The sequence below is a fragment of the Actinacidiphila sp. bgisy145 genome (genome assembly GCF_057708125.1).
This window is the reverse complement of sequence record NZ_JBYIRL010000054.1, coordinates 1-15,433: the sequence shown is the minus strand read 5'-3', so window position 1 is coordinate 15,433 and position 15,433 is coordinate 1. Positions and strand designations below refer to the sequence as shown.

Sequence of the window (15,433 nt, the reverse complement as noted above, 5' to 3'; positions counted from 1 at the left end):
CGATGCGCAATGGGGGCTCCTCGGAGGGTGGTTGAGTGCCTGACTTGCACGGCGCCCCCGCACCGGACGGTCGGCCCGGAGCCGGGGACGCGGAATCGCACGGCCCCGTACGGCAGTTCGTCCGCACGGGGTCGTACGCCTGCATTGTGCGCCCGGTTCGCCCTACCGGTCCCTAGCCCGTTCGGGCCCCCGGCCCGCACCCCGCCGGGGAGGGCGCCGTACCCGAGGGACAAGGTCCAGCCGGGGCGGCCCGGGGCGCCGTACAGTGCGGGGATGGACGTGGGAAGCGGGGCGCGGCAGGACGTCGTGATCGTGGGCGGCGGGCACAACGGTCTGGTGGCCGCGGCGTATCTCGCCCGGGCCGGGCGGAGCGTGCTGGTGCTGGAGCGGCTGCCGGGGACCGGGGGCGCCGCGGTGTCGACGCGGGCCTTCCGCGGGGTGGACGCGCGGCTGTCGCGCTACTCGTACCTGGTCAGCCTGCTGCCGCGGAAGATCGTGGACGACCTGGGCCTGCGCTTCGCGGTGCGGCGGCGCCGCATCTCGTCGTACACCCCGCACGGGGACACCGGGCTGCTGGTGGACGCGGTGGACGGCGGGCGCACCCGGGAGCAGTTCGCGCGGCTGACCGGCTCGGACCGGGAGTTCGAGGCGTGGCAGCGGTTCTACGCGATGACCGCGCACGTGGCCCGGCAGGTCTTCCCCACCCTCACCGAGCCGCTGCCGACCCGGGCGGAGCTGGAGCGCCGGGTGGGCGACAGCGCCGCCTGGGAGGCGCTGTTCGAGCGGCCGCTCGGGGAGGCGGTGGAGGCGGCGTTCGCCGACGACACGGTGCGCGGCGTGGTCCTCACCGACGCGCTGATCGGCACCTTCACCCACGCGCACGACCCGTCGCTGCGGCAGAACCGCTGCTTCCTCTACCACGTGATCGGCGGCGGCACCGGCGACTGGGACGTGCCGGTCGGCGGGATGGGCGCGTTCACCGACGCCCTCGCGGACGCGGCGCGCGCGGCGGGCGCGCGGATCACGACCGGCGCCGAGGTCACCGCGATCACCACCGACGGCACGGTCGCGGAGGTGGCGTACGAGGACGCCGGGAGCGGCCGGACCCGTACGGTCGCCGCCCGCGACGTGCTCGTGAACGCCTCCCCGCACACGCTGGCCGGGCTGCTCGGCACACCCCCGCCGCCCCGCCCGGAAGGCGCGCAGCTGAAGGTGAACATGCTGCTGCGCCGCCTGCCGCGGCTGCGGGACCGCGCGGTGGACCCGCGCGAGGCGTTCGCGGGCACCTTCCATGTCGCCGAGGGCTACGGGCAGTTGCAGGCGGCGTACGAGCAGGCGGCCGCCGGGCGGGTGCCGGACGCGCCCCCGTCGGAGATCTACTGCCACTCGCTGACCGACGCCTCGATCCTCTCCCCCGAGCTGGCCGCGGCCGGTGCGCACACCCTGACGCTCTTCGGGCTGCACGCGCCCGCCCGGCTCTTCGCCGCCGACCCGGAGGGCGCCAAGCGCGAGCTGCTGGCGGCGACGCTGGACCGGCTCGACGCGGTGCTCGCCGAGCCGCTGGCGGACTGCCTGGCCACCGACGCGGACGGGCGGCCGTGCCTGGAGGCGAAGTCGCCGCTGGACCTGGAACGGGAGGTGGGGCTGCCCGGCGGCCACATCTTCCACCGGGACCTGTCCTGGCCGTACGCGGCCCCGGTCGGCCCCGGCGCCGACGGCGATGTGACCCAGAGCACAGACCGTTGGGGTGTCGGCACCGGATGTGCGAACGTCTTCCTCTGCGGCGCGGGCGCGGTCCGCGGCGGCGGGGTCAGCGGTGTCCCCGGGCACAACGCGGCGAGAGCGGTACTGGAGAAGGCACGATGACGGACACCCCCGCGGTGGCGCACCGCAAGGACGGCTCCCGGCGCGGTTTCGGGCGGCAGTGGCGGCGCGGCGGCCGCTGGCACGCCCTGGACGGCGCGGAGCGCGAGCTGCCCGAGCAGCGGCGCTGCACCACCGACGTGGTGGTGGACTGCGCGGTGTACGAGGAGGGCTGCCGGGCCGCGTCGCTGCCGCCGCAGGAGGCGCTGGACGAGGCCCGCAAGCGCGGCGGTTTCGCGTGGATCGGGCTGCACGAGCCGGACGCGGAGCACCTGGAGGAGATCGCGCAGGTCTTCGGGCTGCACCCGCTCGCGGTGGAGGACGCGGTGCACGCCCACCAGCGGCCGAAGCTGGAGCGGTACGGCGACACGCTCTTCCTGGTGCTCAAGACGGTCGTCTTCGTGGAGCACGAGAAGCTCACCGCGACCAGCGAGGTGGTCGACACCGGCGAGGTGATGATCTTCCTCGGCCCGGACTTCGTGGTCGTGGTGCGGCACGGCAGCGCGCCCGGGCTCTCCCGGGTCCGGCGCGCCCTGGAAAGCCGCCCGGAGATCCTGGCGCACGGCCCGACCGCAGTGCTGCACGCCATCACCGACCAGGTCGTGGACGACTACGTCGACGTCGCCGACGCGGTCGAACTCGACGTGGACACTCTGGAGTCCGACGTGTTCTCACCCGAGCACGGCGACGACGCCAGCCGCATCTACCAACTCAAGCGCGAACTCATCGAGTTCAAGCGCGCCGTCTTCCCGCTGGCCCGCCCGCTCGAACGCCTCACCGAGGGCGCCGACGGCCTGGTCAGCGCCGAGATGGGCCGCTACTTCCGGGACGTCTCCGACCACCTCTCCCACGTCCGCGAACAGCTCCTGGCCTTCGGCGAGTTGGTGGACGGCCTGCTCCAGGCCAACCTCAGCCAGCTCGCCGTGCAGCAGAACGTCGACATGCGCCGGATCAGCGCCGGCGCGGCGATCCTCGCCATCCCGACGATGATCGCCGGCTTCTACGGCATGAACTTCCACCACATGCCCGAACTCGCCTGGACCTACGGCTACCCGGTGATGCTCGGCGTCACCGCCGTCCTGTCCGCCCTGTGCTACCGCGCCTTCCACCGCGTCGGCTGGCTGTAGGTCGTGTCTGAACAAATCCCGCCTGGCTGACGGGGCCTAGACCGCCCCTTCGCGGTCCGACCCTCCGCCGCTGGCGGGCTGGTCGTCGGGGGGCCAGGGGGCGCTCCAGCGGGCGTCGCGGGCGGCGCGGTAGAGGGGGCCGTGGCGTTTGGTGACGGTGGTGCGGGTGATGTCGCCCGCGGCGGCGCACAGGTCGAGGAGGACCTGGCCCTTGCGGGTCTGCGGGTGGCGCACCACGCGGTTGGCGGCAGGTGCGGGAGGGGTCCCGGCGCCGTCGGGGCGGACGGCGGCGACGTAGCTGAACTTCTCGTCCTCGTACGGCAGGGTGCCGCCCTTGACCTGGCGGTGCAGCGCGGACCGCGGCACGCGCGCGGCGAAGTGGCACCAGTCGGTGCCCGTGACCGGGCAGGGCCCGCTGTGCGGGCAGGGCGCCAGCACCCTGAACCCGGCGGCGACCAGCCGGTCGCGGGCGGCGATCACCCGCGCGTAGCCCTCGGGCGTACCGGGTTCCGCGACCAGCACCACCCCGCCCGCGCGGGCGGCGCCGGCGGCCGCGTCGACCAGCGACGCGCGGTCGCCGGGGGTGAGTTCGCCGAGCACGTAGGAGACCGTGACCAGGTCCGCCGCCGGGAGCTCGGGCGCCCCCGACAGCGGCGCCCGGGTCCAGGTGGTGGCCCGCACCGAGGGCGCCGAGGCGTCGGCGGCCAGCGCCCGCCCGAGGTCGAGCGCGGCGGCCGACCAGTCCAGTACGGTGCCGCGCGGCCCGGACTCCCCCGGCCAGGTGTCGGCGACCGCCCACCGCGCGGCGCCCGTCCCCCCGCCGAGGTCGAGGTGCGCCCGCGGGGTCCAGGCCCCCGTACGGGCCCGCAGCTCGGCCAGCGCCGACCGCGCGGCCGCGTACGTCGCGGGCATCCGGTACGCCGCGTACGCCGCCGCGTCACCCGCGTCCCGCAGCACCGGCGCGGCCGTGGGTGTCGCCCCGCGGTAGTTCTCGATCAGCCGGTCCACCTGCGCGGACGCCTCGGTCGGCGCGGTGGCGGCAAGCCGGCGCGTCAGCGCCGCGGCAAGGTCGTCGGGCAGGTGCACGGTGGGAACGAGAGACACGAAGCCCCACTCTAGGCGGTCCGCGGCCGGCCCCCGCACTCCCCGCGCCCAGCCCCCGCACGTCCCCGCGCCGCCGGCGGCGGCACTCCGGGCTGCGCGCCGGGAGGGGACGCCCTCTTGCGCGGGCGGCGGGGGTCGGAGACCGTCGAAGCGGCCAAGAGCACACGCAGACAGTCAACTCTGTCATCACATCCACTCGAATACGTGCAATCGACGGCGCAACGGACCCTTGGTGGCTTACCGTTCGCAGGTGTCACGGAGCGCCAGCACTTGGGGAAGTGCTGGGGCTCCTCGTCGGTCGCGATGTGCCAGGGGGGTCCATGCGGCGTACCGAAACAACCCCGGCTACACCCGTACTGCCCGCAATACCCGTGGAAGGCGAGCCACGGCGCCGGTTCCGCCCGCGCTCCGCGCGGCCCGCCCCGCCGGTCCTGCCCGCCTTATCCGGGGCGGCGGAGACACCGCCGTCCCCGTACCGCGCCCGCGCCCTGCCCGGCTGGCACGGCGTGCACCGCGCACACAGCGGCTACGGCGACAAGGCGCTGTGGTACCTGCCGCTGACGCTGACCGCCGACGCGCTGGCCGCCGCCCTCCCGCCGGCCGCGCTGCTGCACCGCGCCGGGCAGCCGCACGCCGCCGCGGCGGGCGCGGCGGCGGCCGCGGCCTGGCTCGCCGTCCGCGCCTGCCGCCGCCGCTACACCGCCGCCGAACTCGGCGAGCGCAGCGGTGTGACCGCCGTCGTCGCCGACTGGCTGGTGCTGCTCGGGGTGCTGGCGGTGCTGCTCCTGGCGGCGGACGAGCAGGTCGGCGCCGCGCAGGCGCTCGCCGGGGTCGCCGCCGCGCCGCCGGTCGCGGTGGCGACCCGGACCGCCGCGCACCGCCACCTGGTCGCCGCCCGGCGCTGCGCGCACGCGGTGCGCCGGGTGCTGGTGGTCGGCGAACCGGCCGCCGCGGACGACGTGGTGGGCCATCTCGCCGCCCGCACCGACCACGCCTACGTGGTGGTCGGGGTGGTGCCGGTCGGCGGCGCGCGCGTGGCGAGCGGGGCGCCGGTCACCACGCGGCTCGGGCCGGTGGCGCCCAGCGGCCCGGCCGAGGACGCGGGCATCGTGCTGGGCGCGGTCCGCGAGCACCGGGCCGAACTCGTCCTGGTGCTGCCGGGCCCGCGGCTGTCCGCCGAGCGGCTGCGCCGCCTGTCGTGGGCGCTGCACGACGCGCTGGTGCCGCTGGCGGTGGCGCCCGGCCTGGTGGACGTCGGGGTGGGCCGTATGCAACTGGACGCGCCCGCGGGCCTGGCGCTGCTGCACATCGCGCCGCCGGCCCGCTCCGGTGCGCCCGTCGCGGTGAAAGCGGCGCTGGACCGGGCCGGGGCGGCGCTCGGACTGCTGCTGCTGGCCCCGCTGTTCGCGGTGCTGGCCGCCGCGGTCCGCTGCTCCTCGCGCGGGCCGGTCTTCCACCGGCAGACCAGGCACGGGCGGGCGGGCGCGCCGTTCACCATGTGGAAGTTCCGCACCATGGTCGCCGACGCGGAGTCCCGCCGGGCGGAGTTGGAGCAGGCCGGCGGCAACGAACACGACGGGCTGATGTTCAAGATGCGCCGCGACCCGCGGATCACCGCGGTCGGCCGGGTGCTGCGGCGCTGCTCGCTGGACGAGTTGCCGCAGCTGCTGAACGTGCTGCGCGGCGAGATGTCGCTGGTCGGCCCGCGCCCGCCGCTGCCGGACGAGGTGGCCCGCTACGACGAGGTGGCCCGCCGGCGGCTCTCGGTGCGCCCGGGCATCACCGGGCTGTGGCAGGTCAGCGGGCGCAGCGAGCTGTCGTGGGACGAGACGCTGGCGATCGACCTGCGGTACGTCGACAACTGGTCGCTCGCCGGGGACGTGGACGTGATGGCCCGCACGCTGCGGGCGGTCGTCGACGGGCGCGGTGCGTACTGATGGGCCGGTCAGGAGCCGGACACAGACCGGGCGGCGGCGGGCGCGGTGCGCCAGTGGTCGTAGACCGCGGCGATGCCGTCGCGCAGCGCGATCCGCGGCCGCCAGCCCAGCGCGTGCAGCCGGGTCACGTCCAGCAGTTTGCGCGGGGTGCCGTCGGGCTTGCCGGTGTCCCAGCCGATCGCGCCGCGGTAGCCGACCACGTCCCGTACGGTCTCGGCGAGTTCGCGGATGGTCAGGTCGGTGCCGCAGCCGACGTTGACCGGTTCGTCCGCGTCGTAGCGGCGCAGCAGCAGCGCGCAGGCCGACGCGAGGTCGTCGACGTGCAGGAACTCTCGGCGCGGGGTGCCGCTGCCCCACAGCACCACTTCGGGCAGGCCGCCCTGCGCGGCTTCGTGGAAGCGGCGGATGAGTGCGGGCAGCACGTGCGAGGTGGCGAGGTCGAAGTTGTCACCGGGCCCGTAGAGGTTGGTGGGCATCGCGGAGACGAAGCCGGCGCCGTACTGCCGCCGGTAGGAGCGCACCTGGACGATGCCGGCGATCTTGGCGAGCGCGTACGCCTCGTTGGTGGGCTCCAACGGGCCGGTGAGCAGGGCCTCTTCGCGGATGGGCTGCTCGGCCAGCCGCGGGTAGATGCAGCTGGAGCCGAGGAAGAGCAGGCGGGCCACGCCCGCCTGGTGGGCGCCGGCGATCACGCTGAGCTGGATGGCGAGGTTGTCCTCCAGGAACTGCACCGGGTGGGTGGCGTTGGCCATGATCCCCCCGACCCGGGCGGCGGCCAGTACCACCGCGTCGGGCCGGGTGCCGTGCAGGTAGGCGGCCGTGGCGGCGGCGTCGCGCAGGTCGAGTTCGGCGCGGGTGCGGGTGAGCACCCGGTGGCCGTCGGCGGTCAGCCGGCGGGCGATCGCGGAACCGACCAGCCCGCGGTGGCCGGCGACGAATATCCGGGCGCCGGGCGGCAGCAGTTCGCTCATGGCGGCGATTGTGCCAGCCGATCGGGACACCGCGGTGCCGATCCCTTCTTTCCGTCCATTCCCTGACTTCGGCCGACTCGCCCTGGCACCCTGTCCCGGGTGTCCGCCCGACCACTCCACCTCTTGGGGGAACCCGTGGGCAAGACCGCCCTCATCACCGGCGTCACCGGGCAGGACGGCTCGTACCTGGCCGAACTGCTGCTGTCGAAGGGCTACACGGTGCACGGCATCGTGCGGCGCTCCTCGTCGTTCAACACCGAGCGGATCGACCACATCTACCAGGGCCCGCAGGAGGCGCACCGGTCGCTGGTGCTGCACCACGCGGACCTGGCCGACGGGGTGGGGCTGGTGAACCTGCTGCGCGAGGTGCGGCCGGACGAGATCTACAACCTCGGCGCCCAGTCGCATGTGCGGGTCTCCTTCGACGCGCCGATGTACACCGGTGACGTCACGGGGCTCGGCGCGCTGCGGCTGCTGGAGGCGGTACGGGCCAGCGGCAGCGACGCCCGCGTCTACCAGGCGTCCTCCTCCGAGATGTTCGGCGCCACCCCGCCGCCGCAGCACGAGGGCACCCCCTTCCACCCGCGCAGCCCATACGCCTGCGCGAAGGTCTTCGGCTACTGGGCGACGGTCAACTACCGCGAGGCGTACGGGATGTACGCGGTGAACGGCATCCTGTTCAACCACGAGTCGCCGCGCCGCGGTGAGACCTTCGTGACCCGGAAGATCACCCGCGCGGTGGCCCGGATCAAGGCGGGCCTCCAGGACCGGCTCTACCTCGGGAACCTGGACGCGGTCCGGGACTGGGGCTACGCGCCGGAGTACGTGGACGCGATGTGGCGGATGCTCCAGCGCGCCGAGCCCGAGGACTACGTGGTGGCCACCGGACGGCCCGCCACCGTACGGCAGTTCCTGGACACGGCGTTCGCGCATGCCGGCCTGGACCCGGCCGAGCACGTGCGCTACGACCCGAAGTACGAGCGGCCCAGCGAGGTGGACGCGCTGATCGGCGACGCCTCCAAGGCCCGCGAGCTGCTCGGCTGGCAACCACGGGTCGGGGCCGAGGAGTTGGCCCGGCTGATGGTGGACGCCGACATCCAGCAGGTGGCGGACCAGCTCGCGGGCGCGGCCGTCCGCATCGACCGCTAGCGCCCCCGCGCGTACGGCAGCACAGCACGTACCGGAAGCACGGCACCTACCTGAAGCAGCACGCACGGCACGCACCTGAGTACAACGCCCCCGCACCACCCGCCTATCCGTTCCAGAGGAGAGCAACCCATGCGCAGATGGCCGGTGTTGACCGCTGCCCTCGCCTTGGCAGCCGCGGCATTGGGGATGGTGGGGCCGCCGTCGGCGACCGCACTGCAAGCACCCGTCGGGATCACCGCGGGAAACCTGCCCACCTACCAGACGAACGGCATCGTCTGGGCGATGGCGCAGTCGGGCGGTGACGTGTTCGCGGGCGGCACCTTCTCCACGATCCGCCCGCCGGGCGCGGCCGCGGGCACCCAGGAGACGGCGGCGGCGAACTTCGCGTCCTTCGACGCGGCCACCGGCCAACCGGCCGGCTGCCAGCCGTCGTTCACGGTCGGCTCGGACAACGCCACCGTCCGCGCCCTGGCTGTCTCGCCCGACGGCAAGACGCTCTACGCGGGCGGCTTCTTCGGCTCGGTCAGCGGCACCGGCGTCAGCAGCCTGGCCGCGATCGACCTGGCCACCTGCACGGTGCGCACCACCTTCCGCCCGGCGGTCTCCGGCACCGTGCGCACCATCGTGGCCACCGACGACGCGGTCTACTTCGGCGGCGACGTGACCTCGGTCGGCGGCACCACCCGGCACCGCTACGCGGCGGTCAGCGCCTCGGACGGCGCACTGCTGCCGTGGGCGCCGAACGTCGACAACCCGGGCCGGGCCCTCGCGCTGACCCCCGACGGCAAGGACGCCATCCTCGGCGGCGACTTCAACACCGTGGACGGCACCGACTCGCACTCCCTGGCCGTGGTCGACGCGACCACCGGCGCGCTGGTGAAGGCGTACCCGACCGGTTTCTTCGACGCCGCCTCGGTCACCAAGACCATCTACGTCGACCCGGCGAGCAACAGCTTCTACACCGGCAACGAGGGCACCGGCGGCGGGGTGTTCGACGGCCGGGCGCGCTTCAGCCTCACCGACTTCAGCCAGGTCTGGCGGGACAACTGCCTGGGCGCCACCCAGACCGTCGCGGTCTACGGGAGCGTGCTGTACAGCGGCAGCCACGCCCACGACTGCTCCAGCATGGGCGAGTACCCCAACGGCGTGCGCAAGCACCTGCTCGCCGAGCCGGTCGGCGACCCGCACCTGGTCTCCTGGTTCCCCGACACCAACGACGGGATCGGCGAGCAGATCGGCCCGCGGGTGATGTCGTTCTCGAAGGTCGGCAGCACCGAGTACCTGTGGGTCGGCGGGGAGTTCACCACCGTCAACGGCACCGCGCAGCAGGGCCTGACCCGCTTCCCCAGCACCCCCGACACCACCGCGCCCAGCCTGCCGCAGACCTCGGTCACCAGCATCAAGCCCGGTGCGGTGAAGGTGAGTTGGCAGTCGAGCCTGGACAACGACGACAGCCTGCTGACGTACCGGGTGTACCGCAACGGCGCCACCACGCCGATCTACACCACCACCGCCAGTTCGCTGCCGTGGGTGCGCCCGCAGCTGTCCTTCACCGACACCGACGTGAGCCCGGGCGTGAAGTACACCTACCGGGTCACCGCGAGCGACGGCACCAACACCACCGCGCTGTCGCCCAACGCCTCGGCCACGGTGCCGGCTTCGGCGGAGGCGTACCCGACGCAGGTGCTCGCCGACGGCGCCACGCTGTACTGGCGGTACGACGCGGCGTCCGGCTCCTACACCGCGGACTCCTCGGCGTCCAACGAGAGCGGGGTCAGCGTCGGCGGCCCGGTGCACGGCGTGACGGGCGCGGTGCCGGGCTCCAAGGCGTACACGTTCAACGGCAGTTCGCAGTGGACGTACGGCGACCGCTCGCACCCGCAGCCGAAGACGTTCAGCGTCGAGGCGTGGTTCAGGACGACCACCACCACCGGCGGCAAGATCATCGGCTTCGGCAACGACCCGACGCAGACCAGCGTCTACTACGACAAGCACATCTACATGCTCAACAGCGGCCAGGTGGTCTACGGCGCGGTCAGCACCAAGGTCCAGACGCTCACCAGCTCCGCCAAGTACAACGACGGTGCCTGGCACCAGGTGGTCGCCACCGAGGGCAGCGGCGGCTCGAAGCTCTACGTCGACGGCGTGCTCAAGGCGTCCAGCACGACCATGACCGGCAGCCAGGCGTACACCGGCTACTGGCGGGTCGGCGGCGACAACCTCAACGGCTGGCCGAACCGGCCGACCAGCGACGACTTCGCCGGCTCGATCGACGAGGCCGCCGTCTACCCGACGGTGCTGACCGCCGCGCAGGTCGCGAAGCACTACACGCTGGGGACGGCCAAGTGAGCGTCCGCCCCGCGCGCGCCCGCCGCGCCGCCGCCGCCGTCCTCGCGACGGCGGCGGCGGTGGCGCTGCTCGCCGCGTGCGGCAGCGGCGGGCACCACGCGACCGCGGCGCCCGCCACCGCCTCGGCGGGCAGCGGCGGCGCGCACGGCGCCGACGCTCCCAGCGAGGCGGCCGGCTCGGCCGCCTCCGGCCCGAAGGTGCCCGACAGCCGGCTCACCCCGCCCGGCGGCGGCGCCTTCAGCGCGCCGGAGAAGAAGTACCTGTCCGGGCGGGTGCCCAAGGGCGAGGACCCGGTGGCCGTCCTCGAAGGCGGCCAGGAGGTGTGCGACCGGCTGACCCGTACCTCCGCGATCGACCCGGCGGTGGCGGCGAGCGCCGTCGTCACCGGCGACATCAGCCTGTCCGGCGCCACCGCGGCCGTCCGCACCCTGTGCCCGGACCAGGCGTACGTCGTGACCGCGGCCGCGCACGGCTTCGGCGACGGCACCCACCCGGTGGCGGCGCGGGCGGTCGCGGGCACGTCGGTGGCGCCGGGGCGCTACCGGGCGCCGAGCGTGTCGCCCACCTGCACCTGGCGGGTGACCGGCGCCGACGGCACAACGCTCGCGTCGGGTGCGGCCGCGACCCCGGCGAAGGCGGTGCTGACGGTGGCGCCCGGCGCGCGCACGGTCAGCTCCAGCGGCTGCTACGCCTGGCTGCCGCCGATCACCGCACCGGCCCCGTCGGCCTCGGCGTCCCCGAGCACGTCCCCGGGCGCGCCCTCCTCCCCGTCCGCCACCCCTTCCGGAAGGACCTCGTGAGCACACTCCCGCTGGTCGTGGTGATCCCGACCAGGAACGAGGCGGAGAACATCGCCCGTACGGTCTCCTCCGTCATCGGCCACGTCCGGGCGGTGGTCGTGGTGGACTCGCACAGCACCGACGACACCTGCAAGATCGCGGCGGGGCTGGGCGCGGAGGTGGTCGAGTACACCTGGGACGGCGGCTACCCGAAGAAGAAGCAGTGGTGCCTGGACCGGGTCCGGCCCGAGATCCCGTGGGTGCTCTTCCTCGACGGCGACGAGACGCCCAGCCGCGAACTGCTCGCCGAACTGCGGGCCGCCTTCGCCGCCGGGCCGCCGTCGGTGGCCGCGTTCGACATCCCGCTCGGCTACTGGTTCGCCGGGCGGCGGCTGCGGCACGGCCACACCATCGTCAAGCGGGCCCTGCTCGACCGCACCCGCTGCCGCTTCCCCGAGCCCGCCGACCTCGACGCACCCGGCATGGGCGAGCAGGAGGGCCACTACCAGCCGCTGGCGCCCTCCGCGGCGCGGCTGCGCGCCTCGATCGAGCACGAGGACCTCGACCCGGTGCGCACCTGGTTCGAGCGCCACAACCGCTACTCCGACTGGGAGGCGTGGCTGGAGGTCCACCCGGCGGTGAAGGAGGACATCCGCCGGGTGAAGTCCCGGCAGGGGCAGCTCTTCCACCGGGCGCCGCTGAAGCCGCTGGTCTCCTTCGCGTACGCCTACGTCTACCGGCGGGGCTTCCTCGACGGCCGGGCCGGCCTGGACTACGCGCTGGCGATGAGCTTCTACCGCTGGCAGATCGGCCTCAAGGCCCGCGAGTACCGGCGCGGTTGAGCCCGATCCACCCCGTGCGGGCGCCCCGGCCCGGCCGGCCCGCCCGCACGGGTGCGGGCCTCCCCCGGCGATGAAGTAAACTCTACGGTGGAGTTTACTTCACGAACTGGAGGACGCATCGTGATCGTCGTCACCGCACCGACCGGACACATCGGCAGCCGGGTCCTGACCGACCTGCTGGACCACGGCGAGCAGGTCCGGGTGGTGGTGCGCGACCCGGACCGGCTGCCGGCGGCCGTGCGCGAGCGGGTGGAGGTGGTGGTCGGCTCGCATCGGGACCGCGAGGTCGCCGAGCGCGCGGTCGAGGGCGCGGAGTCGGTGTTCTGGCTGGTCCCGGCGGACTCGCGCGCGGCCAGCGTCTACGACGCCTATGTCACCTTCAGCATCCCCTTCGCCGACGCGGTCGTCCGGCACGGCGTGCGGCACGTCGTCACCGTCTCCGCGCTCGGCCGCGGCACGCAGCTGTACGCGGGCCATGTCTCGGGGTCGCTGGCGATGGAGGACCTGATCCGCAGCACCGGCGTGCACTTCCGGGCGCTGGCCATCCCGAGCTTCATGGACAACCTGACCCGGCAGGTGGCGCAGATCCGGCAGCGCGGGGTCATCACCGAGACGGTCCCCGGGGACGTCAAGCTGCCGTTCACCGCCACCCGCGACATCGCCGACCTCGCCGCCCGCCTGCTGCGCGACCGCGGCTGGACCGGCCAGGACACCCTGGACCTGCTCGGCCCGGAGGACCTGACCTTCGAGGAGGTCGCCGCGCTCGCCGCCGAGGTGCTCGGCATCCCGGTCCGCTACGAGCAGGCCGACCGCGAGCAGACCCGGCAGCAGCTGACCGGGTACGGGTTCTCCGAGGCGATGGCCGGCAGCCTGCTCGACATGGCCGCCGCCAAGGCGCGCGGCCTGGACAACGCGGCCGTGCGCACCCCGGAGAACACCGCGCCGACGAGCTACCGCCAGTGGATGCGGGAGGTGCTCAGGCCCGCGGTCGAGGCGGGCTGAACACCCTTACGGCGGCGGGCGGACGCGCACCGCTCCGCCGCCGTCGGGCCGTCGGGCCGTCCGAGGCGTCCGGGCCGTCCGGGGGGCCTCAGGCGTTCATGAAGCTGCTCGGCGCGAGCGCGCGGTCCACGATGCGCACGTCGCCGATCGAGCCGTGGAAGACCTGGCTGACCGCGCCGGCCCACTCGTAACCGCCCAGCAGGAAGGGCAGGTCGAGCGCGGTCAGGCCGGTGTTGGTGCTGTTGGGGTTGCGGCCCTCCTCGCAGCCGTTGACGTACAGCTTGGTGATCCGGCCGTCGTTGACGACCGCGACGTGCCACCACTCCTCCTGCTGGAGCAGGTGGCTCCAGTTGGTGGCCGCGCCGTCCTGGTTGACCGGGTAGACGTTCCACTGGAGTTCGATCGAGCTGGACAGGCTCAGCGTCAGGACCGGCTCGTCGGCGGTCGCCGAGGCGCCGGTCTTGCCCGCCTTGCCCGCGCTGCCGCTGCGGCTGAGCATCGACGACCAGCCGTTGCGGCCGCCGTCCCAGTCGGAGGGCACCTTGAAGAAGACCTCGAAGGTGTAACCGCGGGTGAACGTCTCGGCGTTGATCGGCGCGCCGTCCACGGTGCGGAAGTACGCGCCGGTGACCGGGTTGCCCTGTCCGGCGAAGACCAGGCTGCCGTGACCGGGCTGGTCGGGGTGGTGGTCGCCGGTCCAGGTCAGCGCGTCGGCGGCGCTGCCCGAAACGCTGTGCAGGGCAAGGTCGTTGCCCTGGCCGGTCTGGTCCTTGACCACGGTGCCCGCAGCAACGTTCGACCCCGACTTGCCGCCCTCGTCGAAGCGCCAGTACGCCAGGGTGCCCGGCACCAGCATCCGCCGCGCGGGGCGGGCCGCGCGCGCCGGCACCGGTGCGAAGCCCGCGAACCGCTGGTCGAAGTCGATCGCCATCGAGAACCGGTCGACGGAGGAGGTCAGTTCGATCTCCTTCGCGGCGAGGTCGTTGAGCTCGTCGTCGGCCGCGAGCTCGCGAATCCAGGGCGAGAACGTCGCGACGTCGATCACCCCGCGGGTCAGGTCGAAGCGGTAGGAGCGGATCATGCCCGCGCCGCCGTAGTACCGGTCCTGGTAGTTGGTGATGTGCAGGTGCACGTCGTTGCCGGCGCTGTTCTTCATCACGGTGCTGCCGGGCGGCCAGTAGTGGCCGTTGAGGGTCAGGAAGATCTGGTCGTTGTCCTTGATCAGGCCGTCCCACATCTGCTGGCCGTAGTCCGACAGGCCCGCGGTGCCGTCGTCGTAGGAGCCGACGATCTCGTGGGTGGTCACGATCACCGGGAGCGTCGGGTTGGCCTTGATCACCGCGTTGGCCCACGCGAAGCCCTGCTCCGACAGCCGCCAGTCCAGCGAGAGCAGCATCCAGGAGCGGCCGCCGGCCTTGAAGACGTGGCTGGTGTTGTAGCCGTCCGGGCTGGAGGAGTGGTAGCCCGCGGTGCGCTTGGCCCGCGCCGGGGTGAAGGTCTGGAGGTAGGGGGTGGAGCCGCGCTGGTCGTCGCCGGAGACGTCGTGGTTGCCCGCGAGGACGCCGTACGCCGCGCCCGCCCGGTCCAGCATGTCGAAGACCTTGGTGGCCGCGGTGTACTCCTCGGCCAGGCCGTTGTTGGTGACGTCGCCGAGGTGCGCGAGGAAGACGATGTTCTCGTCGTCGCCGCCGGCGCGCCCGGCCGGGTCCAGCACGTAGCGGAACGACGCCTCGACCGGCACCGGGTGGATGCGGTCCTGGTCGAACATGTACTGGGTGTCGGGCATCACCACGACGGTGAACCGGGGGTCGTCCGGGTCCGGGCTCCACTTGCCGCGCGGCGCGGGCGTCATGGCCGTCTGGCCGTACGGGTCGTCGTCCTTGCCGCTGCCGCCGCTGCCCTTGGCGCCCTTGCCGTCCTTGCTGTCGGCTGCGGCGTACGCGGGGGCCGTGCCGAGCAGGCCCGCCGCGGCCGCGCCCGCGCTCAGCACGCCGGCGCCGCGCAGGAAGGTGCGGCGGCTGGCGGCGGCGATGCCCTCGCCGTCCAGGTCCGCGGTGCGCGGGCAGGCGCACTGCCCGTCCTCGCCGCCGCTGGTCTCGTGCGCCTGGTGGGACCCGGGCGCGCTGTCGGGTGAGCCGTGCATGTCCACTCCAAAGGTGGGGATTCGAACGGCGTCACGCTAGGGATCTTCCGCCTACGGCGGCACGGCACTTCGGGGTCCGTCCGCCGAACTCTCCCCCAACTCCGGGCCGGGGGGGGGGGGGGGGGGGGGGGGGGGGGGGGGGGGGGGGGGGGGGGGGGGGGGGGGGG

At 74.0% G+C, this 15,433-nt stretch carries 11 protein-coding genes; 8 read left to right on the top strand and 3 right to left on the bottom strand.

The features are described from left to right. The first annotated feature begins 273 nt into the window (after window positions 1-273). Both AC3ERT_RS32900 and AC3ERT_RS32895 read left to right on the top strand, forming a co-directional pair. On the top strand, window positions 274-1,866 hold the full coding sequence (locus AC3ERT_RS32900) for a phytoene desaturase family protein (protein WP_435178536.1): 1,593 nt from the start codon (window positions 274-276) through the stop codon (window positions 1,864-1,866). After that, a complete protein-coding gene (locus AC3ERT_RS32895; RefSeq protein ID WP_435178534.1) occupies window positions 1,863-2,990 on the top strand; it encodes a magnesium and cobalt transport protein CorA in 1,128 nt (375 codons plus the stop codon). The genes AC3ERT_RS32900 and AC3ERT_RS32895 overlap by 4 nt, the downstream gene beginning before the upstream one ends. A 36-nt stretch (window positions 2,991-3,026) precedes the next feature. On the opposite strand, the gene AC3ERT_RS32890 is transcribed toward AC3ERT_RS32895, so the two are convergent. Next, on the bottom strand, window positions 3,027-4,094 hold the full coding sequence (locus AC3ERT_RS32890) for a small ribosomal subunit Rsm22 family protein (RefSeq protein WP_435178532.1): 1,068 nt from the start codon (window positions 4,092-4,094) through the stop codon (window positions 3,027-3,029). A 320-nt stretch (window positions 4,095-4,414) separates the two neighbouring features. On the opposite strand from AC3ERT_RS32890, the gene AC3ERT_RS32885 reads away from it, so the two are divergent. Next, the gene (locus tag AC3ERT_RS32885; protein ID WP_435178530.1) at window positions 4,415-6,031 is read left to right on the top strand and encodes an exopolysaccharide biosynthesis polyprenyl glycosylphosphotransferase; all 1,617 of its coding nucleotides are present in this window, start codon (window positions 4,415-4,417) and stop codon (window positions 6,029-6,031) included. Window positions 6,032-6,039: 8 nt separating this feature from the next. On the opposite strand, the gene AC3ERT_RS32880 is transcribed toward AC3ERT_RS32885, so the two are convergent. Continuing rightward, a complete protein-coding gene (locus tag AC3ERT_RS32880; RefSeq protein ID WP_435132875.1) occupies window positions 6,040-7,002 on the bottom strand; it encodes a GDP-L-fucose synthase family protein in 963 nt (320 codons plus the stop codon). A gap of 135 nt (window positions 7,003-7,137) precedes the next feature. Between AC3ERT_RS32880 and gmd the strand changes: the two genes are divergently transcribed. The 5 genes from gmd to AC3ERT_RS32855 all read left to right on the top strand — a co-directional run bounded on the left by gmd (window position 7,138) and on the right by AC3ERT_RS32855 (window position 13,123). Further along, a complete protein-coding gene (gene gmd, locus AC3ERT_RS32875) occupies window positions 7,138-8,151 on the top strand; it encodes a GDP-mannose 4,6-dehydratase (protein WP_335982920.1) in 1,014 nt (337 codons plus the stop codon). A gap of 129 nt (window positions 8,152-8,280) precedes the next feature. After that, window positions 8,281-10,500 carry a LamG-like jellyroll fold domain-containing protein gene (locus tag AC3ERT_RS32870; protein WP_435178528.1) on the top strand — a complete coding sequence of 740 codons (2,220 nt, stop codon included), beginning with the start codon at window positions 8,281-8,283 and terminating at the stop codon, window positions 10,498-10,500. Further along, window positions 10,497-11,300 (top strand): hypothetical protein, encoded by an 804-nt coding sequence (locus AC3ERT_RS32865; protein WP_435178526.1) that lies wholly within the window; start codon window positions 10,497-10,499, stop codon window positions 11,298-11,300. Before AC3ERT_RS32870 ends, AC3ERT_RS32865 begins: the two co-directional genes overlap by 4 nt. Further along, entirely contained in the window at window positions 11,297-12,121 is an 825-nt protein-coding gene (locus AC3ERT_RS32860; protein ID WP_435132867.1) for a glycosyltransferase family 2 protein, read from the top strand. Before AC3ERT_RS32865 ends, AC3ERT_RS32860 begins: the two co-directional genes overlap by 4 nt. Window positions 12,122-12,241: 120 nt before the next feature. Continuing rightward, window positions 12,242-13,123 (top strand): NmrA family NAD(P)-binding protein, encoded by an 882-nt coding sequence (locus AC3ERT_RS32855; RefSeq protein WP_335982814.1) that lies wholly within the window; start codon window positions 12,242-12,244, stop codon window positions 13,121-13,123. Window positions 13,124-13,211: 88 nt separating this feature from the next. Here the strand turns inward: AC3ERT_RS32855 and AC3ERT_RS32850 are convergent, their stop codons facing one another. After that, complete coding sequence (locus AC3ERT_RS32850; RefSeq protein ID WP_435178524.1) at window positions 13,212-15,266, bottom strand: LamG-like jellyroll fold domain-containing protein; 2,055 nt, start codon at window positions 15,264-15,266, stop codon at window positions 13,212-13,214. Window positions 15,267-15,433 lie beyond the last annotated feature (167 nt).

What these genes read in the sequence shown, in the direction of transcription:
- AC3ERT_RS32900 (WP_435178536.1), top strand. Translation starts at nt 274, where the DNA reads ATGGACGTGGGAAGCGGGGCGCGGCAGGACGTCGTGATCGTGGGCGGC.
- AC3ERT_RS32895 (WP_435178534.1), top strand. Translation starts at nt 1,863, where the DNA reads ATGACGGACACCCCCGCGGTGGCGCACCGCAAGGACGGCTCCCGGCGC.
- AC3ERT_RS32885 (WP_435178530.1), top strand. Translation starts at nt 4,415, where the DNA reads ATGCGGCGTACCGAAACAACCCCGGCTACACCCGTACTGCCCGCAATA.
- AC3ERT_RS32880 (WP_435132875.1), bottom strand. Translation starts at nt 7,002, where the DNA reads ATGAGCGAACTGCTGCCGCCCGGCGCCCGGATATTCGTCGCCGGCCAC.
- AC3ERT_RS32870 (WP_435178528.1), top strand. Translation starts at nt 8,281, where the DNA reads ATGCGCAGATGGCCGGTGTTGACCGCTGCCCTCGCCTTGGCAGCCGCG.
- AC3ERT_RS32850 (WP_435178524.1), bottom strand. Translation starts at nt 15,266, where the DNA reads ATGCACGGCTCACCCGACAGCGCGCCCGGGTCCCACCAGGCGCACGAG.